Genomic DNA, 25,285 nt, shown 5'->3' with positions numbered 1-25,285 from the left:
ATGACCGCGCGACTACGTTCGCCATGGCTGCTGCTGTTGCCCTCCATCGTGCTGCTGGCCGCCCTGTTCGGCTGGCCGCTGGTACAGGCGGTGGCGGCGGCGTTCCGCGACGACCACGGCTTCACCCTCGCGCAGTGGCAACGCCTCCTCGGCGACCCGTACTTCCTTACCGCGCTGCGTAATACACTGCTGCTGATCGTCATCGTGGTGCCGGTCCAGCTGGTGTTGTCGATCGGGATGGCGTTGCTGTTGCAGGCGCGGCCTCGGTTCGCCGGTGTGCACTTCTACCTCTGGTGCGTGCCGCTGGCGGTCTCGGAGCTGGCCGCGGGACTGGTGTGGCTGGCCGTCTTCGGCGATCGCGGGTACCTGAATTCGCTGCTGGTATGGCTCGGTGTGTCCGAGGACGGGGTGCGGTGGCTCGGCTATCAGCACACCGGGACCATGCTGCTGGCCGTGGTGGTCGCCGAGATCTGGCGGGCGACCTCGCTGGTGTTCGTCATCGCGATCGCCGGAATGCAGCTGCTCCCACGCGATTACGACGAGGCGGCCCAGGTGTTCGGCGCGAATGTGTGGCAGCGGCTGCGGCATGTGACATTGCCGCTCCTCGGACCCAGCCTGCAGGTCGCCCTCATCCTGCGCACCATCCTGGCGCTGCAGGCCTTCGCCGTCGCCCAGGCCCTCACCGGCCGCGACTTCCCCCTGCTCGTCGGCGAGACCTACCAGTGGTACTCGAATCTGCAGAATCCCGCGGTCGCGAGCTGCGTGTCCCTCGTGGTCCTGGCCATCTCCCTGGCCACCGCGATCTTCTACCTCCGCACCGTCCGCGACCCCGAGGGCGCGCGATGAACACACCAGCCATCTCCTCAGGGCGACAACATGTCTGAGTCGAGCACGCGCGAGCTGCCGCCGATCGACCGCGCGCCCTTACGCAGGCGGCGGTGGCGGGCGGCGGGCGTACAGGCCGCCTGCGTGGTGATCACGTTGTTCATGGCGGTGCCGATCGTGCTCGTCGCCCTGTCGGCGGTGTCCTCGCGCGAGGCGCTCAACCGCTTCCCGAAACCACCCGTGCCGGAGGAGTTCTCGGCCGATACCCTGGTGTCGTTCTTTCGTGCCACCGGAACGGCCGCGGCCCTGGGCAATTCCGTGCTGGCCGGGCTCTACACCGTGTTCTGGTCGCTGGTCGTCGGCGCCCCGGCCGGTTATGCCCTGGCGCGCTACGCCTTCCGCGGACGCGACGCGTACCAGGTGTTCGTGCTGCTGGTGCGGGCATTGCCGATCGTGGTGCTGTCGGTGCCGCTGGCGACGATCTTCCTGCGCCTGCACATCTACGACACGGTGCTGGCGGTCACGCTGGTGCACACGGTGCTGGCGCTGCCCACCACGGTGCTCATCACCGCGAGCATCTTCGTCGCCGTCCCGGCCGACCTGGAGGAGGCGGCCCGCGTCTTCGGCTGCACCCGCTGGCAGGCCGCGCGCAGAGTCGTTGTGCCGCTGGCGCTCCCGGGACTGGCGGCGTCGTCCATCTTCACCTTCGTGCTGTCGTGGAACGAGATATTGGGCGCGACCGTCGTGACGCTGAGCCACCGCACGCTGCCCGCCCAGGTGCTCACCGCGCTGGGCGAGGCGTCCACGCCGTACCGGTTCGCGGGCGGATTCGCGCTGATCGTCCCGGCGCTGCTGTTCATCCTGGTGATGCGGCGCTATCTGGTGAACATGTGGGGTACGACCCTGCGATGAGACGTGGGACGACAGGGGTTGCGATATGGCCGAGGTGATTCTGCGCGAGCTGGTGAAGACCTATCCGGGCGGCGCCGCGCGCGCCACCGACGACGTCTCGCTGGAGATCGCCGACGGGGAGTTCATGGTGCTGCTCGGCCCGTCCGGCTGCGGCAAGACCACCCTGCTGCGCATGATCGCCGGGCTCGACCTGCCCGACTCCGGGCAGATCGTCATCGGCGGCCGCGATGTCACCTATCTCGAACCGCGGCGGCGGAATCTGTCGATGGTGTTCCAGTCCTACGCGGTGTTCCCCAACAAGAAGGTCGCCGACAACATCGGTTTCGGCCTGCGCGTGCACGGCGTGCCCGCCGACGAGATCCGCCGCAAGGTCGCCTGGGCCGCGGACCTGTTGCAGCTCACGCCGTACCTGGACCGGTACCCGGCGAAGCTCTCCGGCGGCCAGCGCCAGCGGGTCGCGGTCGCCCGCGCGATCGTGATGGACGCCGACGTGCTGCTCATGGACGAGCCGCTGTCCAATCTGGATGCGCTGCTACGGATGTCGTTCCGGGCCGAGTTGAAGAAGCTGGTCGCCGAGCTCGGCACCACCACCGTGTACGTCACCCACGATCAGCTGGAGGCCCTGTCGCTGGGTCATCGCGTCGCGGTGCTGCGGGACGGGCGGATCGCGCAGACCGGCATCCCGGCCGAGGTCTACGACCGGCCCGCCACCGAATTCGTCGGCGGCTTCCTCGGCAGTCCGCCGATGAACTTCCTCACCGGCACGGTCACGTCCGCGCGCCTCGAGCTGGGCGGCCAGTCGCTGGCCGTGCCCGCGGCGCTGTCGTCGTTCGAGGGCCGGGAGCTGCGGCTCGGCATCCGGCCCGAGGCCGTCGTGGTCGGCGAGCCCGGCACCGTGCGCGGCGAACTGCGCGTGCTCGAGCCGCTCGGCTCGTCGACCCTGCTCACCGCCGAGGTCGCCGGGCAGGCGTTGAAGATCCAGGCCCCGGCCGGTTTCCGCGCCGAACCCGGCAGCGCGCTGCCCCTGCGCCTCCCGCCCGAGGCGAGCCGCTGGTACGACCCGGACACCGGCCTGCTGCTCGCCACCGCGTAACACTTGCCCACTCCTGGCCGTAAATATGGATTTCCTGGCCGCAGCTGTGTGCCACCCGCTGCCCGTTCCTCGCTAACGTCCCAGGTGGGGTGGTACCGGCGACGGAAAGGCAGGACATGGCGTTCGACTACGACGTGGTGGTCATCGGGTCCGGGTTCGGCGGCAGCGTCACCGCGTTGCGCCTGACCGAGAAGGGATACCGGGTCGGCGTGCTCGAGGCCGGGCGCCGCTTCGCCGACGACGAATTCGCCGCCACCTCCTGGCGCGCGCGGCGCTTCCTGTGGGCGCCCAAGCTCGGCTGCTTCGGCATCCAGCGCCTGACCCTGCTGAAGGACACCTTCATCATGAGCGGGGCCGGGGTCGGCGGCGGCTCGCTGGTGTACGCCAACACCCTCTACGAACCGCCGGAGAAGTTCTTCGCCGATCCGCAGTGGGCGCACATCACCGACTGGCGCGCCGAACTCGCCCCGCACTACGACCAGGCGAAGCGCATGCTGGGCGTGACGATCAACCCGGCGACCACCGCGGCCGACCGGGTGCTGGCGGAGGTCGCGCAGGACATGGGCGTCGGCGCGGGCTTTCGGAGCACGCCGGTCGGAGTATTGTTCGGCGGCAACGGCATTCGGCCCGGCGAGGCGGTTCCCGACCCGTTCTTCGGTGGTGTCGGCCCGGATCGCCGCGCCTGCACCCACTGTGGCGAGTGCATGACCGGCTGTCGGCACAACGCCAAGAACACCTTGGTCAAGAACTACCTGTATCTCGCGGAGAAGTCCGGCGCGACTGTGCATCCGCTCACCACCGTGGTCGACGTCCGGCCGTTGCCGGGCGGCGGGTACGCCGTCGATACCGTCCGCACCGGGCGCTGGGTTCGCAAGGCGCGCAAGAACTTCACCGCCGAGCAGGTGGTCTTCTCCGCCGCCGCGCTGGGCACCCAGAAACTGCTGCACCGCCTGCGCGACACCGGCTCGCTGCCGGGCATCTCGCCGCGGCTCGGGTACCTGTCGCGCACCAATTCCGAAGAGCTGCTGTCGGTGCGCAGCCGCGACAAGAAGACCGACTTCACCAAGGGCGTGGCCATCACCTCCTCGGTGCATCCCGACCCCGACACCCATATCGAACCGGTGCGCTACGGCAAGGGCAGCAATGTGCTCTCGCTGATGACGACGGTGATGTTCGACGAGGACGGCCACACCTCCCGGGTCCGGCTGTGGCTGCGTGAATTACGCCGCGGCCGCCGGGATCTGCCCGTGATCCTCAACCCGCGGCACTGGTCGGAGCGGATGATCGGGCTGCTGGTCATGCAGTCGGTGGACAACTCCATCACCACCTACACCCGCCGCGGCGTATTCGGCCGCCGTCGCATGACCACCAAACAGGGTGTGGGGCAGCCGAACCCGACGTGGATCCCGGCCGGGCACGAGGTGGCCCGGCGGGTCGCGGAGAAGATCGACGGCATTCCCACCGGCAGCATCACCACACCGTTCGGCATCCCCATGACCGGGCATTTCATCGGCGGCTGCGTCATCGGCGACTCCCCCGACAGCGGCGTGGTGGACCCGTACCACCGCATGTACGGCCATCCCGGGCTGCATGTCATCGACGGCTCGACCATCTCGGCCAACCTCGGCGTGAATCCGTCCCTGACGATCACCGCCCAGGCCGAGCGCGCGGTGTCGCTGTGGCCCAACCGCGGCGAGGCCGACCCGCGTCCGGAACTCGGCGCGCCGTACCGCCGGCTCGGCCCGATCGCGCCGCACCGCCCCGTGGTGCCGGCGGACGCTCCGGCCGCGCTGCGGCTGCCGATCGTCGACATCACCCATCGCCCGGCCGATCTCAGGAGTTGATCCCGGCGGTCAGGATCGCCGCCAGTTCCCGGTAGGCGTGCGCGTCGTCCATGCCGGTGCCCGCTCGCACGCCGCCCTGCTGGATGCGGACCATCATGGTCGCGGCCAGATCGGCGGCGAAGGCGGCGTGTACGTCGCGGAACTCCCCCGCGGCCACGCCCTCGGTGATCAGCTCGCGCACGCGGCGCGCGGCGATCCTGGTGTTCTTCTCGTACACCGCGCGTGCCGGCGCGAAGGCGTCCAGGTCGGCCATGAACTGCTCGGACGCGGCCGACAGTTCGGTGCCGACCGCCGACAGGTAGGCGACGATCCGGCCTTGCGCCCCTTCGACTTTCGCGATCCGCGACTCCACCGCGGCGGTGGCGCGCCGGAAGAAGTGCACGGTCGCCGCCCGCACGAGCTGTTCCTTGCTCCCGGCGAGGGTGTACAGCGTGGATTTCGAGCAGCGCAGGCGTGCCGCGATGGCGTCGAGCGTCAGATGCGCGAAGCCTTCGGCGAGGAACAGGTCGACCAGCGCGTCGAACAGTTCGGTGCGCCGCCGGGTGGCGAACTCGGAGCGAGTGGGCGGGGCCATGCCGGAGATAGTACTGTGAATCGTAATCCAGTACCGTCTGTCGTCCGACGAGCAAGGAGCCGCGCGTGGCCGTCGACCGCCTGCTGCCCACCGCCGAAGCGCGGGACCTGATCCAGCTGACCCGCGATATCGCGGACAAGACGCTCGCGCCGATCGTCGACGCGCACGAGAAGGCCGAGACCTATCCCGAGGGCGTGTTCGCGACGCTGGGCGAGGCCGGGCTGCTGAGCCTGCCGTACCCGGCCGAATGGGGCGGCGGCGAGCAGCCGTACGAGGTGTATCTCCAGGTGCTCGAGGAGATCGCGGCCCGGTGGGCGGCGGTGGCCGTGGCGGTGAGCGTGCACAGCCTGTCCTGCTACCCGCTGCTGGCCTTCGGCACCGAGGAGCAGAAGCAGCGGTGGCTGCCGGACATGCTGGGCGGTGCGACGATCGGCGCCTACAGCCTGTCCGAGCCGCAGGCCGGATCCGATGCCGCGGCCCTGGCCTGCAAGGCCGTTCCGGATGCGGACGGCTACCGCGTCACCGGCACCAAGGCGTGGATCACGCACGGCGGCCGCGCCGACTTCTACACTCTGTTCGCCCGCACCGGCGAGGGCTCGCGCGGCATCTCCTGCTTCCTGGTCGACAAGGACACTCCCGGGCTGAGTTTCGGCAAGCCGGAGGAGAAGATGGGCCTGTCCGCGGTGCCGACGACCAGCGCCCACTACGACGACGCCCCCGTCGAGGCCGACCGCCGCATCGGCACGGAAGGCCAGGGACTCCAGATCGCTTTCAGCGCGTTGGATTCCGGCCGTCTCGGCATCGCGGCGGTGGCGGTCGGCCTGGCGCAGGCGGCTCTGGACGAGGCGATCGACTACGCCCGGCAGCGCACGGCGTTCGGCCGTCGCATCATCGACCACCAGGGCCTGGGCTTCCTGCTGGCCGACATGGCCGCGGCCGTCGACTCCGCCCGCGCCACCTACCTCGACGCCGCCCGTCGCCGCGACGCCGGACTTCCCTACTCCCGCAACGCTTCCGTGGCCAAACTGGTCGCCACCGACGCCGCCATGAAGGTCACCACCGACGCCGTCCAGGTGCTCGGCGGCTACGGCTACACCCGCGAGTTCCGGGTGGAGCGCTACATGCGCGAGGCCAAGATCACCCAGATCTTCGAGGGCACCAACCAGATTCAGCGCCTGGTGGTGGCGCGCTCACTCGCGGGTTCCTGATCCCCGCGTGTGGGCACGACGCGACTCGTCGCGACCCCAGCGGCCGCTGCCGCGGTAATCGCTGGCGAGCAGGCGCGGTGGGTTACGAGCCGAGGGCGGGGCTGACCTCTTTCCATTCGTGTTCCCACGCCGCGCTGCGCCGCCGGTCGAGCAGCCGACCGGTGATCCACACCAGAATGCCTGTGGCAGTGCAGATACCGGCGAACGTGAGCAGTCCCAGACCGATGCCCTGGCCGATCGCCGCGTCGGCCGGGACGGGGTCGGTGGCCGGGCGGCCGTCGGGCCCCAGCCACAGTTCGATCCGGTCACCGCGCTTCGCGGTTCCCGCCACATCGATCGACGCCTCCCCGGCGCGGCCCTCGTGATTCCACCGCGCCTCGGCCTGCATCCGGTCCACGGTCACCCGGTCGGTGGCGGGCACCCGGACCGGATCGGTGATGATCACCGCGGGCACAGCGGTTTTCGCGGCGTTTTCCGAGTCGATGCGAGCACGCGCCGCGGTGTAACCGTCGATACCCGCGGGCACCGACGCCGGGATCGCCAGCAGGACCACCACGGCCGCGAGCAGCCGGATCCAGCCCTCCAGCCGATCGACCCCGCGCAACATGGGATTTCGCGCCCACGGTGCGAGCCGCCGGGCGCGCAGCACCATCGAGATATCCTGTGCCATCTCGCCTCCCGCGCCGCGGGCGCGGACCCTCCGCGCTACTTCCCCAGCGCCGAGGCCAGCTCCTTCTTGGTCATCTTGGAACGTCCCGAGATACCGCGCTGCCGCGCCTCGTTGTACAGCTGGTCGCGGGTGGGGCCGCCGGGGCCGCTGTGCGATCGCTGCCCGCCGCGACGCTGCGGGGACTTGTCCCGCACGCTCGATTTGCTCGCCGTCCGCGACTCCCCGGACTGGGCGCGGTTCTTGTTCACCGTGCGCGCCGCGATCTCCTTGGCCCGCCGGGTACTCGCGCCCCGGCTCTGCTCGGAGTCCTTGATGTGCTCGTATTCGCGTTCCTGTTTCGCGGTCCATTCCTTGGGCATCTCACACCTCCGATATCATGGAATGAATTCCTGGACTTTGGCTTTCGCGCCCTGCGCCATCAGATGCAGCGCATCGGGATCGCCGTGCAGCAACGCCGAGGCGGTGTCCTTCAGCTGATCCCAGGTGGCGTGCGGCGGGATGGGCGGCATCTCCGGATCGCACCGGACGTCGAGCAGCACCGGGCCGTCGGCGGCGAAGGCGCGATCCCAGGCGTCCCCGAGCTGATCGGGGCTGTCGACGGCGATCGCGGTGAAACCGGCGCAGCGCGCGACCTCGGCGTAGGAGACGTCCGGAAGAGTCTGGGACTCTTCGAATTTCGGTGCGCCGCCCATCGCCCGCAGCTCCCAGGTGACCTGATTGAGGTCGTTGTTGTGGAAGACGCAGACGATCAGGCGCGGGTCGGTCCACCGGTCCCGGTAGCGGGCGATGGTGAGCAGTTCGGCCATGCCGTTCATCTGCATGGCGCCGTCACCGGCCAGCGCGATCGCGGGCCGGTCGGGGTGGGCGAACTTGGCGCCGATCGCGTAGGGCACGGCGGGGCCCATGGTGGCGAGCGTGCCCGACAACGAGCCGCGCATATCGCCGCGCATCCGCAGGCACCGCGCATACCAGTTGGTGGACGAGCCGGAATCCGCTGTCACGATGGCGTTGTCGGGTATGCGCTGCGACAACTCCCAGACCACCCGCATCGGATTGACCGGGTCGGCCGCGAGCATCGACTGCCGCTCCACGACCTCCCACCAGCGCGCCACATTCTTCTCGACCGTCTCGCGCCAGGACCGGTCCTGCTTGCGCTCTACCAGCGAGATCAACTGGGCGACAGTCGCTTTGGCGTCGCCGATCAGGTTCACCTCGGTCGGGTAGCGCATGCCGATGAAGGCGCCGTCGATATCGATCTCCACGGCGCGGGCCTGCCGGAAGTCGGGCAGGAACTGGGAGTAGGGGAAGTTCGACCCGATGATGAGCAGCGTGTCGCAATCGCGCATCAGCTCGTAGCTGGGGCGGCTGCCGAGCAATCCGATCGGCCCGGTGACGAACGGCAGATCGTCGGGCAGCACGTCCTTGCCCAGCAGAGCCTTCGCGACACCGGCGCCGGTGCGCTCGGCGAGTTCGGTGATCTCGGCCGCCGCTCCCCTGGCGCCCTGCCCGACCAGGATCGCCACCTTGGATCCGGCGTCGATGATCTCCGCCGCGCGGCGGACCTCCTCGGCCGGGGGCAGCACCGTACCCGGCTGTACCGGTCCGGGCGCGCTGGAGGGCACCTGCTTGAACTCGTGCGCCGGCGGCTCGTACGGCTGCTCCTGCAGATCGGCGGGCACGATGATCGCGGTCGGTGCCCGCCGGGTCATGGCGACGCGGATCGCGCGGTCGAGCGCGTTGGGCAGCTGCGCGGGGACGTTGACCTCCACCAGGTAATCGCTCGCGACATCCTTGTAGAGGCTTTGCAAATCGACTTCCTGCTGGTAGCTGCCGCCCATGGCGCTGCGGGCCGTCTGTCCGACGATCGCCACCACCGGCACATGGTCGAGCTTGGCGTCGTAGAGGCCGTTGAGCAGGTGGATGGCGCCGGGGCCGGAGGTGGCCGTGCAGACCCCGACCTTCCCGCTGAACTTGGCGTAGCCGGTGGCCTGGAAAGCCGCCATCTCCTCGTGCCGGGCCTGGATGAACGACGGGTTGTCCCCGGCGCGGCCGAAGGCGGCCACCAGCCCGTTGATCCCGTCACCCGGGTAGCCGAAAACCTGCTCGACCCCCCACTCTCGCAGCCGCTGCACGATGTGGTCGCCCACTTGTTGCTCAGCCATCGCCTCTCCTGTCCGTGTCGGGTCGTCCGGGGGCGCTGTCGGCCGGATACCCGCGAACCGGCCGACCAATCACCAGGGCGGATTCCGGCGCCTACGGGACGCGGGCGGTCGCCCGCGTGACGGTGAAGTCGAGTCCGAAGTTGTTGAACATCAAGGGAAGTGGGGCATCGGGCACCGGTCGCAGGTGCGAGCGCAGCCGCAGCTCCAGCGCGCTCAGCAGGTGCGCCAGCAGTGCGCTGGTGACGAACAGGACCAGGTTCTGTCCGGGACACCCGGCGGGCCCGGCGCTGAACGGGACCAGTTGCGGGTACTGCTCGGCGCGGCCGTCCAGCCAGATCTCGGGCACGAACTCGTCCGCGAACGGCAGCAGGTCCCGGTCGCGATGGAAGGCCGGGACAGTGATGAGCAGCGCCGCCCCCGGCGCGGTGACGAACAGCTCGTCACCGGCGCGCCAGGCGGCAGGCGCGGTCACCTCCCGCAGGATCATCGGCGTGGTCGGCCACAGCCGCACCGATTCCTGCACGCAGGCGCGTAGATACGGCCGCAGGCCGAGGTGTGCGGGATCGGCGGCGTCCGCGACCGCGCGGGCGTGCTGTTCCGGATGGGTCGCCAGCACGGCCAACGCCCTGCTCGACGCCATTCCGGCGGCATCGAAGGCGAACAGCCAGTGCGGAATCTGCCCCACCGGATCGACGGCGCCGCCGCCCGGCAGCCGGGCCACCGTCCCGGCCAGGTTGTCCGGACCGGCGTTCTCGACATACCGCTGCAGCCGATCGAAGAACCGTTCGCGACGCCGCCGTCGCGGCGGCACCAGGAACGACCAGTTCGCGGCCGAGCGCAGCCGCCACAGCTCGTCGGTGATCGCGTCGTCGTCGCGGGCCGGGTCGCCGAGTGTGATCCGCCGGACCAGTCGCCACCAGGCCGTGGTGAACCGCGCCGCGTCCAAATGCCCGCGCCGCAGCGCGGACTCGATGATCTCGTGCGCCTCCTCGGCCACGACCGCCGCGAACGGACCCGCCAGCCGGTGCATCGGCGCGTCCGTGTCGAGCACCGCCTCGTTGCAGGCGCGGCGCTCGTCGCGAACGGGTTCGTCGGATACCAGCACGCCGTGCGGCTGGAATTGGCGCAACGCCGCGCGCTTCTCCCGGTTGGCCGGATGGAACGGCGTCGGAGTGCCCGCCAGGACCGTCGCGACATCCGCGGGATCGAGCACGATGACGAACCTCCGGCCCGGAATCACCAGTTCGACCGGCCCGGATCCGAATTCCGCGCGCAACCGCCGGATGCGGCCGACCGTCCGGCGATCGGCCTGTGCCCGTTCCAGCGCGCCCATCACCGCCCGCCGCCGGGCGATCACACCCGACGCCACGGCGGTGAACCCGAGATCGGCCAGGACGGCGGCCGCGCGCACGCCGGTGATCCGATGGCCTTCGCCCACGTGTACCTCCGGACGGTTGCGACGATTCGGTCGTCAGTGGCCCTGCTGGTCGGTGAGGGACAAGCCCTCCTTCGCCTTGACCCGCCGGTGTTCGAGCAGCAGCCAGGCCACACCCGCGACGCCGCACACCGCGGCCACCACACCGGCGACCACGGCCCAGCCCGCGAAGCCGTACCCGGCGGCGGTCAGCGCCAATGCCATGGCGACGATTCCCAACGCGCACAACACGATTCCGGGCACGTTGTAGCCGTCCTCCAAGCCCTCTCCGGCATGGCTGCGCGTAGTGCGCGCGTCGTCGGGGAAGCCCGCGGAGTCGCGGTCGTCCGGGCGGCCGGTCCGCGTGGTGGCGGTGCCCGTGTAGTCGAGGGCGCGAATCGATTCCTGCCGGTTGTAGACGTGGTCCATGGTTCATCACACTCCCTTCACCAACGCGCATACCCGCCGAATCGTGTTCGAACCGACTCGCCCGCCGGTGGCCCGCGCCACGATTGCGGGCGGCGTTCGGGGTATTCGACAGTCGTGACTACCCATACCGACCCCACCGCCCCGGCGTTGCCCGCGCCGCGCGGCGAGTTGTCCGGCGCCGTCATCGACCTGTTGCGCGGCGTCACCGGGTGGACCGAGCCCGACGTCGCCGATGCCGACCCGTTCGGCGAGGACCTGCACCTGGCCCTGCACATCTGTTACGAACTGCACTACCACGGCTTCGAGTCGGTGGATCCGGCCTGGGAGTGGGACCCGGACCTGCTGCGGCTGCGGGCGCGGCTCGAGGAGCGCTTCCTGACCGCGCTGCGGGACGCGGTGAGCGGCGGGTCGGACGTGGCGGCCGAGCTGGAACAGCTGGTGACCGAGCCCGTGGAGGCCACGGGCGTCGGCGCGTTCCTGCGCGCGGAAGGCGAATGGTGGCAGGTGCGCGAGTACTTCGTGCACCGCTCGATCTACCACCTCAAGGAGGCCGACCCGTACGCGTGGGTGATCCCGCGACTGCGTGGGCAGGCCAAGGCGGCGTTGGTCGCGGTGGAATTCGACGAGTTCGGGGGCGGCCGCGGTGAGCGCGTGCACGCCCAGCTCTACGCCGATCTGCTCGACGCCGCCGGGCTGGACTCCGGCTACCTGCACTATCTGGCTGTCACCCCCGCGCCGATGCTGGCCCTGGTGAACATGATGTCGCTGTTCGGCCTGCACCGGGCGCTGCGCGGGGCGCTGGTCGGGCACTTCGCGACGGTCGAGATCACCTCGCCGCCCGCGTCGCGGCGCATGGTGGAGACCTTGGAGAGGCTGCGGGCGGACCCGGCGTGCGTGCGGTTCTACGCCGAGCACGTGGAAGCCGATGCCGTGCACGAGCAGGTCATGCGCCGCGACGTGATCGGCGATCTGCTCGACCGGGAACCGGCGCTCACCGAGTCGGTGGTCTTCGGCATCCAGGCCACCAACCTGCTCGAGGACCGCATCGACCGCCATCTGCTCGACAGCTGGCAGGCCGGGCGGAGTTCGCTGCGTGCTACCGAAGCGGCTCCGGCGGATTGACCGCGACGATCGCGGCTATCCATCGTGCATGATCTTCTTCCGCGCCCCGGGGGTCTACCGGCCACGGGCAGATACGAGATTGCTCATGCGAGCCATGGCGGCGGCCGCGATGCCACGCGGGGCTGAGGTGCTCGACGTGTGCACCGGCACCGGCGCCGTCGCCGTGGAGGCGCTGCGACTGGGCGCGAAAAAGGTTACGGCCGTGGATGTTTCCCGCTCGGCGCTGCTGTCGGCGTGGGTCAACAGCCGCCTGCGCGGTGGCCGGCTGGAACTGCTGCACGGTGAATTCGACCGGGTGCTGCGGAACCGCAGCTTCGATACGGTGCTGGCGAATCCGCCGTACGTGCCGGGGCCGGAGCCGTCTGCCGCGCGCGGCGCCGCCCGGGCCTGGGAAGCCGGTCGGAGCGGCCGGGCACTGCTCGATCCGCTGTGCCGGATGATGCCCACACTGCTGAACCGGCGCGGGACGGCGCTGATCGTCCATTCGGCGCTGTGCGACCCGGACGAGACGATGCGCCTGCTGCGCGCCGGCGGACTGAAGGCGGCGGTCGCGGCGCGCGAGCCGAACGAGTTCGGGCCCGTGCTGCACGCCCGCGCCGCCTGGCTGGAAGCGGTCGGGTTGATCGAGCCCGGCCAACGACACGAGGAACTGGTGGTGATCCGTGCCGACCGAACCGCACGCTGAACCCAGGCGCGTCACCCTGACCAAGGACGGGCCCGCCCTGATCGAGGGCCCGGTGGACCTGGTGACCGACGACGGCGCCACCATCCACTGCGACCGCTTCGTCGTCGCGGTCTGCATGTGCCGCCGCTCGCGCACCTACCCGCTCTGCGATACCAGCCATCGCCGCCACAAGCGGGTTCCTCGCGACTGACGCCTTACTGATTGCATTTTGCAATCGCATGCGGCATGCTGCTCGCAGTCCGCGTGTAGAAAGGTGCCTCGATGGAACAGCTGGTGCGCATCCACAACTTCAATCTCTCCAGCGACGGATACGGCGCTGGGATCGGCCAAAGTCTCCAACGCCCCTTCGGCGACGCCGACGCGACGGCGCTGTTCTCGTGGGCCGGGGCGACGGCGAGCTGGGTCAACCGCACCGAGCCCGGCGGCACGCGCGGACTGGACGACTACTGCACGCGCGAGTTCTTCCGCAACATCGGCGCGGAGATCATGGGCCGCAACAAGTTCGGGCCCCAGCGCGGCCCGTGGCAGGACCACCGGTGGCAGGGCTGGTGGGGCGAGGAGCCGCCGTTCCACACCCCGGTCTTCGTCCTCACCCACCACGAACGCCCGTCCTTCACCCGGGGCGAGACGACATTTCACTTCCTGAACGCCACACCACAGGAAGCGCTGGCACGAGCCAAGGCGGCGGCCGACGGCAAGGACGTGCGGATCGGCGGCGGGGTCGCCACGGTGCGCGAATTCCTCGCGGCCGACCTCGTGGACACCATGCATTTCGCCGTCGCCCCCGTCGAACTCGGTGGCGGCGAACGACTCTGGACCAGCCCCGACGAACTCGCGGACCGCTTCCACATCGAGAAGATCCCCAGCCCGAGCGGCGTCGTCCACCACTTCCTCTGGCGCCGGTGATCCTTGCGCCTCTAATATAGAGGCATGCACGACAGTGTTGTCCTGGAAGCGTGGCGGTCCGGCGACGTCGGGAGCTTGGCCGCCGAACTGGCCGAGGGAGCGGTTTTCTCGAGCCCGGTGGCCGACTATCGCGGCCGGGCGAACGTCGCGCACATGCTGGGCGTGATCGCGACAGTGCTGGGTGGTGTCGAGGAGACCGCGACCTGGCCCGGGGCCGGGGATCGGGTGTTCGCCTTCCGCGCGAAGGTAGAGCGGGAGGAGTTGCAGGGCGTACTCCGCGAGGAGCGCGATGCGCACGGCAAACTGCGTCAGGTGACCTTGTTCCTGCGGCCGTATCGCGTCTTGCGGGGCGCGATCGCGACAATGGCGCGGCGACTGGAGGATTCGCCTCTCCCCGAACCGGCGGCCTAGCCGTGGCCGCCGACATCCCCGCCCCGGGACGGCCGGTCCGCGGCTCCACCACCGGCCGTCCGATCATGGCCCTGCTCGACCTGCTCGGCCGCCGCTGGCTGCTGCGCGTGATCTGGGAACTCCACCGGGCCGAGCACCCGCCGACCTTCCGTGACCTCCGCACCGCCTGCGGTGACATCTCCTCCAGCGTCCTGACCCGCCGCCTCCACGAACTCACCGACGCGGGCCTCGTCGCCCACGACAACGGCTACGCCCTGACCCCCCTCGGCACCCGCCTGGTCGACAACCTCCAGCCCCTCACCCGATGGGCCGAGGAGTGGAGCCGGCACCAGACCGACGCACCGGCCCGAACCGGACCGCAGCGCCCGCTCACCAGCTGAGGCGATCACGAGCAGACCGAATACCAGACGATCACCATCTGACATCGCTGGTAAAGTGGTCGCGTGCTCATCGAGGAAGTCGACAGAATCTAGCCGCCCAGTCGGAGGCGGCGCTTCCAGCACACACATTCTCGCCTTCGCCTGACTCCGCACATTTTCCGGATCACGCGCCGAAGAGTCGTTCGACCACGGCGCGATACTCGCGGCGCTCGTACCCGAGCAGGAAAGAGTCGACGACCCATGTCCATCTCCATGCCCTCTGCTGTCACGCTACGGAATCTGACCTTCGAATGGCCCGACGGCACCGTCGCGCTGTCCGGGCTCGACGGCACACTGACCACCGGGCGCACCGGTTTGGTCGGCCGCAACGGCGCCGGGAAATCGACGCTGTTGCGATTGATCGCCGGTCTGCTGACGCCCACGTCCGGGCGCATCGAAACCACCGGTGCAGTGGGCTACCTTCCGCAGACGCTCACCCTCGGCCGTGACGCCACCATCGCCCAATTGCTCGGTATCGCAGGCAAACTCGCGGCCCTGCGCGCGATCGAATCCGGCGAGACCGACGCCGAGCACTTCGAGACCATCGGCGACGACTGGGACATCGAATCCCGCGCCGACGAGGCGCTGCACGACGTCGGGTTCAGCGCCGCCGATCTGGATCGCCGGGTCGGGGAGATCTCCGGCGGCGAAGCGGTGCTGATCGCGATCACGGGTCTGCGGGTCCGGCGCACGCCCATCACCCTGCTCGACGAGCCGACCAACAATCTCGACCGCGAAACCCGCGCCGGACTCACCGAATTCGTCGATTCCTGGCCCGGCACCCTCGTGGTGGTGAGCCACGACCTCGAGCTGCTCGAGCACATGGATGCCACGGCCGAGCTGCGCGGCGGGACCCTCGACGTGTTCGGCGGACCGTACAGCGCGTGGAAACAGCACGTCGAACAGGAGCAAGCCGCCGCCGTGCAGGCGGCCCGCACCGCCGAGCAGGCATTGAAGGTCGAGAAGCGGCAGCGGATCGAGGCCGAGACGAAACTCGCCAGACGCGAGCGCACCGCCCGCGCGACCCAGCGCGACGGCGGCATACCGCGCATTCTCGCGGGCAACCGCGCCAGCCGGGCACAGGGCTCGGCGGGCGCCATGCGCACCACGCTCGACGCGAAAGTCCGCTCCGCACAGCAGAATCTGGATGCCGCCGCGGCCCGCGTCCGGCACGACGAGCACATTCACCTCGACCTGCCCGACCCGGACGTGCCGCGCAGCCGCCGCATCGCCGAACTCCACGACGGCGACCGGAATATCGTCATCCAAGGTCCCGAACACGTCGCCCTGATCGGCCCCAACGGCGCGGGCAAGACGACACTGCTCGAGAATCTGCTCGACGCGAACCATTCCGACCGCGGTGTGCTGCTCACCGGCCGGGTGGGATATCTCCCGCAGCGTCTGGACGATCTGGTCGAGAACGCCAGCGCCCTGGACAATGTCCGCGCCGCGGCCCCCGCCACCGCGCCGGCCACCATCCGCAATCAGCTCGCCCGGCTGCTGCTGCGCGGCACCAGTGTGGAGCGTCCGGTCTCCACCCTGTCCGGCGGTGAACGCTTCCGAGTGTCCCTGGCGCGCTTGCTTTTCGCCGCCCCTCCGGTCCAGCTGCTGATCCTGGACGAGCCGACCAACAATCTCGACATCGCCAGTGTCGACCAGCTGGTCGAGGCCCTGACCGACTATCGCGGCGCGATCCTGGTGGTCAGCCACGACTTCCCGTTCCTGCGCAGGATCGGGATCGATACCGTCGTGGAACTCGAGCCGGGCGGTCGGCTCCGGCAGCGCGCGTCCCTGTAACCGCCTCCGGCAGTGGGCTTCCGGGCCCTCACAGACGATCTGCGTCGATGATCGCCTGCGCGATGGGGGCGACGCCTCCCGCGAGACGAAATCGAGGGCGGTCCCGACCTACCGGCCAGGACCGCCCTCATGAGTAGCGGGGACAGGATTTGAACCTGCGACCTCTGGGTTATGAGCCCAGCGAGCTACCGAGCTGCTCCACCCCGCGTCGGGTAGTTATGACCCTACACGACCTGGTTCTCCACCCCAAAACCGCAGGATCGAGGCCGAACGGGCGGGTATTACTCGGCTGCGCCGCCGGCGAACGGCATCGCTTGCCATTGCTCGACCGCGGGCGCGAGGTATGTCGCGAGGTCGGGCAGTTGCGGTACGAGGGTGAGGGTGGCGATGACTCGCAACATGCCCACGGCATTGACGAACCGCATGACGTCGTCGCGCAACAGCCGCGTGCCGTTGCGCCGCGCGCCGACGTTGTAGGCGGATTCGTGGACCGATCCGAGAGCGGCCAGGTCCCACTCCACAGGGCCGAGTGTGACCAGTTCGAAGTCGGAGTAGCGGTCCCCGTCCACCCCGGCGAAGATGTTCGCGGTCGGTGAGTCGCCATGGATCGGTTGGAGATCGATTCCCGGGTAGGCCGCCTCGAATGCGGCGCGGGAGCGCACCAGCGGCTCCAGAATCCGCCATTCGCGACGTGCGCGGTCCAGCTCGGTAGCGCCCAGGAGATCGGGGCGCCGGTCGAGCAGCACGAGGCTGTCCGCAACGAACTGCGGATCGGCCGCGGAGAGAAAGGACAGCCGCCCCGGATACGCGCGCAGCGCGGCGTGCAGGTCGGCAACGCTTTCGGAGTTGGCCACATAGTCGGGCTCTCGATCGCGATCCTCCTCGACGAATTGCCAGAAGGTCATCGAGAACCCTTCGCGCTGAACGGGTTCCGGTGGTACGAGGGGGCTGGGCGGAATCACCGGCGTGCCCCGGTCGGCGAGCCATCGCGTCACGTCCAATTCCGCCCGCTGCCGACGCGCCAGGGCAACAAGACTTTCCGAAGGCGGCAGGACGGTCGGAACCCGAACCACGACCGGAGTCGGCGCCAGGTGAACCACGACCGAGAACAGGTCGTGGAGCACGGTCGCGTCGGTCACGGTGAGGCCGAGGTCGCGCCCCGCTCCGACGGCCGCGTCGACGGCGGCGGAGGTGCGTTGCGCGAGGCGTTGCGGTGTCGCGAAATCGGCCATGAATCTCTCTTTCTCGACGATCGAAACGGCCCCGGAGCCAGTGTTCCACAAAACGCCTGGGCAGCATGAGCACTGGTATCCGCGCGCGGCGTCACTGATGCCAACCGATCGGGGACAGGATTCGAACCTCAATCGGCGGCGAGTTCGTCGGCGGATTCCTGGCCGGCGGCGCTGGTGCGGCGCAGGAAATCGGCGATGAGTTCCAGTTCGGACTCGGAGTAATGGCGGCACAGCTCGTCCATCCGGCCGTTCATGCCCGAAAACAGTTCGTAGAGTTCGGGGTTGCGGTCACGCACGGCTCGCAGGGTGACGGCCCGGCGATCGGCCGCCTCCGGATCGCGTTCGCGCACGATCCAGCCGCCCTTCTGCAACCGGTCGAGGATGCCGGTGAGCGTGGCCGGGTGCAGGCCGACCCGGCGGGACAGCGCGGAGGGCGTTATCGGCCCGTGCCTGTTGATCAGATCGAGGCAGGTCCAGTCGGCATCGCGCAATTCGACTCGCCCGCCGAACCGGCGGTTGAGCAGCGACAGCTGAATGTTCAATTCGCGCAACGCATCTTTGACCTCGACGGCCAACTTCCGCTGTCGCCGAGACGCCGTGCGCTCGGTTCCCATCGTCACCACCTCGGCTCGACCGCTTCATACGGTTTCCGTATCGTACGGCAGATCGAGAAAGTACGTAAACAATACTATATCTTTCTCGTATCATACGATCTACACTGGTTCCATGAACGCAGACAGGTACCGTCGCCGGGTCAATACCATCAACAAGATCATTTCCGGTCTGCAGCGAGCCGGCCTCGCCTTCGGCCCGATGCAACTGCTCACGGTGCGCGGCCGACGCACGGGCCGGGAGCTCACCTTCCCCATCGCGGTGAACGAACTGAGCGGCGGCCGCTACATTTTCCAGGCATTCCCCAAGGCCGCCTGGGTGGCGAACGTACGAGCGGCCGATACGGTCACCCTGACCCGAGGCCGCAAGGCTGCCACAGCCCGCCTTGTCGAGGTGCCGGTCACCGACCGCGGCCCGCTTCTGCGCGAGCTGGTCGAAACCAGTCCGGCGAGCGTAGGCCGGCGCTTCGTCACCACGGGCCTGGCCGAGCATGCGACGCCGGAGGGAGTCGCCGCAGCGGCCGACCGAATCGCCGTGTTCAGCGTCGAACCGGCCTGATCCGGCCCGCACACCCTCCCGTACGGCCTACGGCGAGAAGGACTCGGAACCGAAAGAAACGGCCCCGGAACCAGTGGTTCCGGGGCCGTTCTCGTTAGTAGCGGGGACAGGATTTGAACCTGCGACCTCTGGGTTATGAGCCCAGCGAGCTACCGAGCTGCTCCACCCCGCGTCGGTGAACACAACATTACACACAGGTGGTGAGGACATACAAATCGTGTGGTCAGCGGGGGTTTCGGGGTGGGTCGAGATGATCATGGGCGGTCGGAAAGAGGGCGAGCGGGGATCGGGCGGGCAACAGCGCCGCAAGAGCTCTCGCGCACACGCGCGTCCCCTGCGCAAGAGCGTGGAAACGTGAACTGGCACACAATCACGGGGTGATCTGGAACACATAACGAACAGATAACAGACCGACCAGAATTTCCTAACGCAGCATAGCTATCCTGCATCAACGGTCCGAATTCGGTTATGCGCTTCACGCATTCCAGCTGTTATCAAGACGTGATCTGTCGAAATCTGTTCGTTATCGTCGTGCTCGGCCCGGAACGATCCTCGTGACGGGGCAACCGACCCGAACCGTTGCACACCGGCGACCCTGCCCCGCGGTTCGAGGGATCCCCGACCTCCTGGGGGCAGGGCCCGGCGGTTCGCCGTCGTGCCGGTGGGCGCAGGGAGGGAAACAGCCAATGAACAAGAACCGGAAGATCAGCAGTCGCGCCTTCGGCCTCGCCGCCGTGACCGGCGCCCTTGTTGCCGTCCCGTTCGCCATGTCCAGCACGGCTTCCGCCGCTGCCCACGACTGGGACGGTGTCGCCCAGTGCGAGAGTGGCGGTAACTGGAACATCAACACCGGCAACGGCTACTACGGGGGCCTGCAGTTCTCGCAGAGCACCTGGAACGCCAACGGTGGCTCCGGCAGCCCGGCCAACGCCTCCAAGGAGGAGCAGATCCGGGTCGCCGAGAACGTCCTCGCCACTCAGGGCGTGGGCGCCTGGCCGGTGTGCGGCCAGTACCTGCGCTGGGGCGCCGGCGAAGACAGCGTCGCGCAGCCCGAGCCGCAGCCGGAGGAGCCCGCTGCGCCCGCCCCTGCCCCGTCCGACCGCCAGGCCCTGCTCGACCAGGCCAAGAGCACCGGCGAACAGCTCGCCGACCAGTTCGGCGTCACCGACCAGTATCAGCAGCTCCTGCAGCAGAACAGCGGCCTCATCGAGTCGCTCGGCCGCTGACGCGAAAGCTCTCCATACCGGGAGAAACGATACGGCGCCGCCATCAATGACGATGGCGGCGCCGTTCGCGTATCGGCCGCGCTATCCGCCGGCCTTGTTGTAATCGTCGACGGCCTTCTGCAAGGTCTCCAGCGCCTGGCCCAGGCGGCCGAGATCGCCCGACTTCTGCGCGTCCTGCACGCCCTTCAGCGCGTCGTTGATCTCCTTGACCGCGGCGTCCTTACCGGCCGACCCCGTCGAGGGTGGCGTGACCGGCGGCTGGGTGCCCTGGTTGGCGGGCGGCGCGGTGCCGTTCCCGCTGGGCGGGTTGACCGCCTGCTGGCCCGGTTGCTGGGTCGCCGTCGAGCCGAGACCCTCCTGGACGTCGTTGAGCGCGTCGCCCAGCGTGGCCTGGTAGCCGACCTTGTCCCCGGAACTGGCGAGAACCTTCACCAGCTGCGGGAACGATGCGGCATTGGGTCCGGCGTTGCGCTCCAGATACCACGGCTCCACATAGAGCACGCCCCCGTCACCGACGGGCAGGGTCAGCAGATTCCCGTATTTGATCTTGTTGGTGTTGCCACCCGTGAGCACCGTGCGATCACTGGACACCCGGGCATCGGTCGTCATGGACGTCTGCACCTGTTGCGGGCCGGGGGTCTGGGAGTCCGTGGGCAGCTTGCGCACCGTGAACTTGCCGTAGTTCTCCGGGTCCGAATTCACCTGGATGTAGGCGGCCAGGAACTGCCGCTTGTATCCGACCATCGCGCTGGTCAGGTTGAACTGCGGCTTACCCGTCTGCGGATCGCCCAGCAGCACGTAGTACGGCGGCTGATGCGCGTTGGTCGGGGTGTCCGAGGTCGGGTCGCTGGGCACCGACCAGAACGCGTTGGTGGTGAAGAACTCTCGCGGGTCGTTCACGTGGTAGCGCGACAGGATGTCCCGCTGCACCTTGAACAGGTCCTCCGGGTAACGGAAGTGGGCCTGCAACTCCGGGGTGATGGCGCTCTTGGGCTGCACCGCGTTCGGGAACACCCCCTCCCATGCCTTCAGCACCGGATCGTTGGAGTCCACTTCGTACAGGTTCACCGTGCCGTCGTAGGCGTCCACGGTGGCCTTCACCGAGTTGCGGATGTAGCTGACCTCCTTGCGAGGCAGCATCCGCCCGGTGTTCTGATCGATCGAATCCTCGATGCCCTCCAGCGAGGTGCGCTGGGCGTAGGGGAAGTTGTCGAGGGTGGTGTAGGCGTCGACGATCCACTGGATGCGGCCGTTGACGACCGCCGGGTAGACGTCGCCGTCGGCGGTCAGCCACGGGGCCACCTGCTGTACCCGATCGCGCGGATTCCGGTTGTAGATGATCTTCGAATCCGACCCGATCGCGCCCGAGAACAGGATGTTGCGCTCGGCGTACTTGGCGGCGAAGGCCAGGCGGTTGAACCAGTTGCTGATCGGCACGCCGCCCGAACCGGTGTAGGTGTATTGCGAAGTGCCGGTGTCGTATTCGCGTGGCGGCTGGTCGTTGCCCCCGACGATCGCGTAGTCGGCATCGGACTTGGCGATCATCTCGCCGTAGTAGATGCGCGGCTGGTCGACCTTGATCGCCTGCTTGTCCTTCGGCGTGAACAGGTCGCTGACCGTGGACTGGTCGCCGATGTTGAACACCGGGTAGCCGTAGCCGCCCGTGTTGGACCCGGCCGAACCGGTCGCGGCCTGCTGCGTCTCCTTCGGCGGGGCGACGTTGACGCGGTTGGCCGGCGCGGCGACGAAACCGTTGCCGTGGGTGTAGACGGTGTGCTTGTTGATCCAGTCGGTCTGGTTGCCGGACAGGTTCTGCGGCACCAGCTCTCGCGCGCCGACGATGTAGTCCTGGACCTCGCCGTTGACGGTGTAGCGGTCGATGTCCAGCGGATCGGGGAAGCCGTAGAAGTTCTGCAGCTGCTGACGCTGGACGAAGGTCTGGGTCAACAGGTTCGGGTCCAGCAGCCGGATGTTCTTGATGGTCTGCTGGTCGGCGGGGATGGAGGTGGGGTCCTTGGTCGGGGTGCCCTTGTAATCCTGGTATTGGACCTTGTCGTCGGTGAGGCCGTACGCCTGCCGGGTGGCGGCGATATTGCGCTCGATGTAGGCCGACTCCTTGGTCGCCGCGTTCGGGCGCACCTCGAACTGCTCCACGATCAGCGGCCACACCGCGCCGATCAGAATGGACGACAGCACCAGCAGCGCCGCCGCCATCGCCGGAACCCGCAGGTCCTTCAACACGATTCCGGTGAAGAAGGCGATCGCGCAGATGATGGCGATGGACATCAGGATCAGCTTGGCCGGCAGCACGGCGTTGATGTCGGTGTAGGAACCACCGGTGAAGGTGGGTTCCTTGCGCGTGCTCGACAGCATCGAGTAGCGGTCGAACCAGTACGCGATGGCCTTGAGCAGCACGAAGGTTCCGGCGATGATCGCCAGCTGGATGCGGGCCGGGCGGGTCAGGGTGCCCTCACGCCCGGACAGCCGCAGGCCGCCGAACACGTAGTGCGTCACCAGATTCGCGAAGAACGCGATCACCGTCGCGACGAACAGCCAGTTCAGCAGCATCTTGTAGAACGGCAGATCGAAGGCGTAGAAGCCGACGTCCAGGCCGAACTGCGGATCTTTCATGCCGAAGGAGCCGCCGTGCAGGAACATCTGCACCGTCACCCAGTTCGACTGGGCCACCAGCCCGGACAGCAGGCCGACCAGCGCCGGAATGCCGATGCCGAACAGCCGCAACCGCCCCATGACCGTCGTGCGATAGCGCGCGATCGGGTCGTTGGGACCGGCGACCGGGACGAACACCGGACGGGTGCGGTAGGCCGCCAGCAGCGCCAGCCAGATGATCAGGCCGACCACGACCGTCACCACCAGGAACAGCAGGATGCGGGTCACCAGTACCGTCGCGTAGACACGACGGAATCCCAGCTCGCCGAACCACAACCAGTTGGTATAGGCGTCGACCAGCCGTGGCCCGACCAGCAGCAGCGCCGCGATCACGAGGGCCGTCAGCAGCAGCACCCGGCTGCGACGGGACAGCGAAGGTAAGCCTGTCGGGGGGCGCATGCCCACGATGCCACTCTCCCAGGTCCGGCGGTGCGCGACTTCCCGGTCGGCGCACCGCAGTCCGATGTTGCGGCGGTCCCTGCGGACCGTCTCTCGCGCCCCACTCTACGTAAAACGGGTCGGATCGGATCACACTCCCTGCCCGAGTGCGTCGCGGCGGGCATCGTGCCCGGTCCGGGTGACCGTCCGGGCAGGCCCTAAGGTGTCGGCCGTGACCATCGTGAACCCCTCCACCGCTCTGTACCGCTGCATCCGCGAAGTGGCCGAGTACGCCGACGGCGAGGGGTGGGATCGCCCGCCGCAGCTGTTCGCGCTGGTGCCGACGGCCGACCTGGTCGCGGCCGAGCCGACGCTGGAGGATCAGCTCGCCGACGGCGCGGAACTGACTCCCATTGCGCAGGAACCGCTTCCGGACGACCTGCGCGGGGACGCGATGGCGCTGGACGAATTCCTCGCGACCACCAGCTGGCCACCGGCGGTGGCGGGCTGCGTGCTGGTGCAGCAGATCGTGGTGCTGCCGCCGGACGCCGAGCAGACCCTCGACGATGCCATCGCCCCGCTGCTGGCCGACCGCGACGCCGCCGACCGGGCGGGCCGCAAGGCCGCGGTCGCCCATCCGGGACGCCGCGACGCCCGTCTGTTCGTCGGCACGCTGCGCGACGGCGTCTCCCTGAGCCTGCTGCAGATCCGTCCCGACGAGGCCGAGGACGACCCGTTCGCCGACCTGGACCTGCGCACCGCTCCGAACCTGGCCACGAATTTGGTCGAGGCCCTGCGCCACACCCTGGAGAACGAGCCGGAGGAGTAGCCCGCGGCGAACGCGACAGACACCGACACGGGCACGGGCACATGCACCGACACGGGCACGGGCGCACGCACCGACACGGGCACCGGCACCGGCACCGACACGAGCACGAGCACGGGCACGGGCACGGGCACGGGCACGGCGTCAGGAGCGGGCACCTACACAGGCACGGCAATGCGGGCGAGGACAGGCGGGCGATGCGCGGCCTGCCGGGGCGTGGGAAGGTGCGGCCGCGAGCTACCCGCAGCTGACGGTGTCGCGTCCCGAGTTCAGGTCGCCGAGGGATTGCACTGCGCCGGTGAGGGTTTCGACTTTCACCAGTTTCAGGCCGTCGGGGATGCGCTGGCGCGCCTCGTTGCAGTTGTCGGCGGGGACCAGGAAGGTCTCGGCGCCGGCCTCGCGGGCGGCGATCATCTTGTACTGGATGCCGCCGATCGGGCCGACCTTGCCGGTCGGGTCGATGGTGCCGGTGCCGGCGACGAACTTGCCGCCGTTGAGCTGTCCGGGGCTCAGCTTGTCGATCAGCGCCAGGCTGAACATCAGGCCCGCGGACGGGCCGCCGATATCGGCCAGGTTGAAGGTGACGTCCAGCGGGCCCTGCGGCACCTCCTCGGGGGTGACGCCGAGGTAGCCCTTGGAGTTGTCGTCCGGCCGCGCACCGACCTTCACCTCGACGGTCTGCTCGACGCCGTCGCGGCGGATCACCATCGGCACGACGGTGTCGGGCTTGGTCGCCTTGACCGCGTCCACCACGTCGGTGGCGGTGGCGACCGGCTTGCCGCCCACGCTCACCAGCACGTCGCCCTTGCGCAGTACGCCGTTGGCCGGGCCGTCCTCGGCGACCGTGCGCAGCCGGACCGTCGTCGGGTACTTCAGGTAGTGCAGCGCCGCCAGCTCCGCGTTGTCCTCGGAGTCCTTGAAGTCCTGCTCGTTGGATTTGTCGATCTGGTCACGCGGCACGCCCGGCGGGTACACCTCCGAACGCGGCACCAAGCCGTAGCGGCCGTCGGCCCACAACACGAACGCCTCGAAAATATTCAGCCCGTCGCGAACGGACACCGTGGTCATGTTGAGGTTGCCCGCCGTCGGATCCACTGTCGCGCCCCGCACGTCGACGACCTGTTTGCCCTCCACATCGCCGAGGGTGTTGAACGTGGGACCGGGCCCCAGCGCGACGAACGGCACCGTGACGGCGCTGCCGACGACACCGAGCACGAGGACGGGAATCAGGGCAGCCAGCAGCGTGAGGATCCGACGATTCACCCGCAACACAGTAGCGGCTCCCGTGGAGCCGTCCGCGTAGCCTGAGGGT

The 25,285-nt window shown here is 68.9% G+C and carries 25 protein-coding genes and 2 tRNA genes; 15 read left to right on the top strand and 12 right to left on the bottom strand.

Annotation, left to right across the window (positions count from 1 at the left end; all coding sequences use genetic code 11):
- From NWFMUON74_RS07440 to NWFMUON74_RS07425, 4 genes are all read left to right on the top strand, one after another.
- The gene (locus NWFMUON74_RS07440; protein ID WP_187687216.1) at positions 1-846 is read left to right on the top strand and encodes a carbohydrate ABC transporter permease; all 846 of its coding nucleotides are present in this window, start codon (positions 1-3) and stop codon (positions 844-846) included.
- A 30-nt stretch (positions 847-876) separates the two neighbouring features.
- A complete protein-coding gene (locus NWFMUON74_RS07435; protein WP_187687215.1) occupies positions 877-1,737 on the top strand; it encodes a carbohydrate ABC transporter permease in 861 nt (286 codons plus the stop codon).
- 25 nt (positions 1,738-1,762) lie between these two features.
- On the top strand, positions 1,763-2,830 hold the full coding sequence (locus NWFMUON74_RS07430) for an ABC transporter ATP-binding protein (RefSeq protein ID WP_187687214.1): 1,068 nt from the start codon (positions 1,763-1,765) through the stop codon (positions 2,828-2,830).
- A gap of 116 nt (positions 2,831-2,946) precedes the next feature.
- The gene (locus tag NWFMUON74_RS07425) at positions 2,947-4,674 is read left to right on the top strand and encodes an FAD-dependent oxidoreductase (RefSeq protein WP_187687213.1); all 1,728 of its coding nucleotides are present in this window, start codon (positions 2,947-2,949) and stop codon (positions 4,672-4,674) included.
- Here the strand turns inward: NWFMUON74_RS07425 and NWFMUON74_RS07420 are convergent.
- Positions 4,664-5,248 carry a TetR/AcrR family transcriptional regulator gene (locus NWFMUON74_RS07420; RefSeq protein ID WP_187687212.1) on the bottom strand — a complete coding sequence of 195 codons (585 nt, stop codon included), beginning with the start codon at positions 5,246-5,248 and terminating at the stop codon, positions 4,664-4,666. The two genes, NWFMUON74_RS07425 and NWFMUON74_RS07420, sit on opposite strands and share 11 nt — an antisense overlap.
- A gap of 65 nt (positions 5,249-5,313) precedes the next feature.
- Here NWFMUON74_RS07420 and NWFMUON74_RS07415 point away from each other — a divergent pair, with 65 nt between their 5' ends.
- Positions 5,314-6,456 (top strand): acyl-CoA dehydrogenase family protein, encoded by a 1,143-nt coding sequence (locus NWFMUON74_RS07415; protein ID WP_187687211.1) that lies wholly within the window; start codon positions 5,314-5,316, stop codon positions 6,454-6,456.
- A gap of 82 nt (positions 6,457-6,538) precedes the next feature.
- Here NWFMUON74_RS07415 and NWFMUON74_RS07410 read toward each other — a convergent pair whose 3' ends face one another.
- The 5 genes from NWFMUON74_RS07410 to NWFMUON74_RS07390 all read right to left on the bottom strand — a co-directional run bounded on the left by NWFMUON74_RS07410 (position 6,539) and on the right by NWFMUON74_RS07390 (position 11,131).
- Positions 6,539-7,126: an Rv1733c family protein gene (locus tag NWFMUON74_RS07410; protein ID WP_187687210.1), complete on the bottom strand. Its 588-nt coding sequence runs from the start codon at positions 7,124-7,126 to the stop codon at positions 6,539-6,541.
- A gap of 35 nt (positions 7,127-7,161) precedes the next feature.
- Complete coding sequence (locus tag NWFMUON74_RS07405) at positions 7,162-7,485, bottom strand: plasmid stabilization protein (RefSeq protein ID WP_187687209.1); 324 nt, start codon at positions 7,483-7,485, stop codon at positions 7,162-7,164.
- A gap of 15 nt (positions 7,486-7,500) precedes the next feature.
- On the bottom strand, positions 7,501-9,288 hold the full coding sequence (locus NWFMUON74_RS07400) for a thiamine pyrophosphate-requiring protein (protein ID WP_187687208.1): 1,788 nt from the start codon (positions 9,286-9,288) through the stop codon (positions 7,501-7,503).
- Positions 9,289-9,379: 91 nt separating this feature from the next.
- Positions 9,380-10,726, bottom strand: a complete 1,347-nt coding sequence (locus NWFMUON74_RS07395) for a cytochrome P450 (protein ID WP_187687207.1) — start codon at positions 10,724-10,726, stop codon at positions 9,380-9,382.
- Positions 10,727-10,759: 33 nt separating this feature from the next.
- Positions 10,760-11,131 (bottom strand): hypothetical protein, encoded by a 372-nt coding sequence (locus NWFMUON74_RS07390; protein WP_342212922.1) that lies wholly within the window; start codon positions 11,129-11,131, stop codon positions 10,760-10,762.
- Positions 11,132-11,245: 114 nt separating this feature from the next.
- On the opposite strand from NWFMUON74_RS07390, the gene NWFMUON74_RS07385 reads away from it, so the two are divergent.
- The 7 genes from NWFMUON74_RS07385 to NWFMUON74_RS07355 all read left to right on the top strand — a co-directional run bounded on the left by NWFMUON74_RS07385 (position 11,246) and on the right by NWFMUON74_RS07355 (position 16,471).
- The gene (locus NWFMUON74_RS07385) at positions 11,246-12,253 is read left to right on the top strand and encodes an iron-containing redox enzyme family protein (protein ID WP_232110895.1); all 1,008 of its coding nucleotides are present in this window, start codon (positions 11,246-11,248) and stop codon (positions 12,251-12,253) included.
- Between the two features lie 28 nt (positions 12,254-12,281).
- Positions 12,282-12,938, top strand: coding sequence for a methyltransferase (locus tag NWFMUON74_RS07380; RefSeq protein ID WP_187687205.1), 657 nt, complete (start codon positions 12,282-12,284; stop codon positions 12,936-12,938).
- Complete coding sequence (locus NWFMUON74_RS07375) at positions 12,916-13,128, top strand: CDGSH iron-sulfur domain-containing protein (RefSeq protein WP_187687204.1); 213 nt, start codon at positions 12,916-12,918, stop codon at positions 13,126-13,128. Before NWFMUON74_RS07380 ends, NWFMUON74_RS07375 begins: the two co-directional genes overlap by 23 nt.
- Before the next feature lie 71 nt (positions 13,129-13,199).
- Positions 13,200-13,844, top strand: a complete 645-nt coding sequence (locus tag NWFMUON74_RS07370; protein WP_187687203.1) for a dihydrofolate reductase family protein — start codon at positions 13,200-13,202, stop codon at positions 13,842-13,844.
- A gap of 24 nt (positions 13,845-13,868) precedes the next feature.
- Positions 13,869-14,255 (top strand): nuclear transport factor 2-like protein, encoded by a 387-nt coding sequence (locus tag NWFMUON74_RS07365; RefSeq protein ID WP_187687202.1) that lies wholly within the window; start codon positions 13,869-13,871, stop codon positions 14,253-14,255.
- Positions 14,256-14,257: 2 nt separating this feature from the next.
- Positions 14,258-14,635 carry a winged helix-turn-helix transcriptional regulator gene (locus NWFMUON74_RS07360; RefSeq protein ID WP_232110893.1) on the top strand — a complete coding sequence of 126 codons (378 nt, stop codon included), beginning with the start codon at positions 14,258-14,260 and terminating at the stop codon, positions 14,633-14,635.
- Between the two features lie 240 nt (positions 14,636-14,875).
- The gene (locus tag NWFMUON74_RS07355) at positions 14,876-16,471 is read left to right on the top strand and encodes an ABC-F family ATP-binding cassette domain-containing protein (protein WP_187687201.1); all 1,596 of its coding nucleotides are present in this window, start codon (positions 14,876-14,878) and stop codon (positions 16,469-16,471) included.
- A 134-nt stretch (positions 16,472-16,605) separates the two neighbouring features.
- On the opposite strand, the gene NWFMUON74_RS07350 is transcribed toward NWFMUON74_RS07355, so the two are convergent.
- The 3 genes from NWFMUON74_RS07350 to NWFMUON74_RS07340 form a co-directional block, all read right to left on the bottom strand.
- Positions 16,606-16,679, bottom strand: a tRNA-Met gene (locus tag NWFMUON74_RS07350).
- Positions 16,680-16,752: 73 nt separating this feature from the next.
- Complete coding sequence (locus NWFMUON74_RS07345) at positions 16,753-17,703, bottom strand: phosphotransferase (RefSeq protein WP_187687200.1); 951 nt, start codon at positions 17,701-17,703, stop codon at positions 16,753-16,755.
- A 128-nt stretch (positions 17,704-17,831) separates the two neighbouring features.
- Positions 17,832-18,317, bottom strand: a complete 486-nt coding sequence (locus NWFMUON74_RS07340; RefSeq protein ID WP_187687199.1) for a MarR family winged helix-turn-helix transcriptional regulator — start codon at positions 18,315-18,317, stop codon at positions 17,832-17,834.
- Positions 18,318-18,429: 112 nt separating this feature from the next.
- Here NWFMUON74_RS07340 and NWFMUON74_RS07335 point away from each other — a divergent pair, with 112 nt between their 5' ends.
- Positions 18,430-18,873: a nitroreductase/quinone reductase family protein gene (locus NWFMUON74_RS07335; protein WP_187687198.1), complete on the top strand. Its 444-nt coding sequence runs from the start codon at positions 18,430-18,432 to the stop codon at positions 18,871-18,873.
- 98 nt (positions 18,874-18,971) lie between these two features.
- Here the strand turns inward: NWFMUON74_RS07335 and NWFMUON74_RS07330 are convergent.
- A tRNA-Met gene (locus tag NWFMUON74_RS07330) sits at positions 18,972-19,045 on the bottom strand.
- Between the two features lie 514 nt (positions 19,046-19,559).
- On the opposite strand from NWFMUON74_RS07330, the gene NWFMUON74_RS07325 reads away from it, so the two are divergent.
- Positions 19,560-20,099: a transglycosylase family protein gene (locus NWFMUON74_RS07325; protein ID WP_187687197.1), complete on the top strand. Its 540-nt coding sequence runs from the start codon at positions 19,560-19,562 to the stop codon at positions 20,097-20,099.
- Between the two features lie 81 nt (positions 20,100-20,180).
- Here the strand turns inward: NWFMUON74_RS07325 and NWFMUON74_RS07320 are convergent, their stop codons facing one another.
- Positions 20,181-23,174, bottom strand: a complete 2,994-nt coding sequence (locus NWFMUON74_RS07320; RefSeq protein ID WP_187687196.1) for a UPF0182 family protein — start codon at positions 23,172-23,174, stop codon at positions 20,181-20,183.
- A 196-nt stretch (positions 23,175-23,370) separates the two neighbouring features.
- On the opposite strand from NWFMUON74_RS07320, the gene NWFMUON74_RS07315 reads away from it, so the two are divergent.
- The gene (locus NWFMUON74_RS07315; protein ID WP_425300409.1) at positions 23,371-23,976 is read left to right on the top strand and encodes a PPA1309 family protein; all 606 of its coding nucleotides are present in this window, start codon (positions 23,371-23,373) and stop codon (positions 23,974-23,976) included.
- Between the two features lie 234 nt (positions 23,977-24,210).
- On the opposite strand, the gene NWFMUON74_RS07310 is transcribed toward NWFMUON74_RS07315, so the two are convergent.
- A complete protein-coding gene (locus NWFMUON74_RS07310) occupies positions 24,211-25,236 on the bottom strand; it encodes a YlbL family protein (RefSeq protein ID WP_187687194.1) in 1,026 nt (341 codons plus the stop codon).
- Positions 25,237-25,285: the final 49 nt, after the last annotated feature.

Origin of the sequence: Nocardia wallacei (genome assembly GCF_014466955.1) — a bacterium.
Taxonomy (GTDB): domain Bacteria; phylum Actinomycetota; class Actinomycetes; order Mycobacteriales; family Mycobacteriaceae; genus Nocardia; species Nocardia wallacei.
This window is presented reverse-complemented; position numbering and strand designations above follow the sequence as displayed.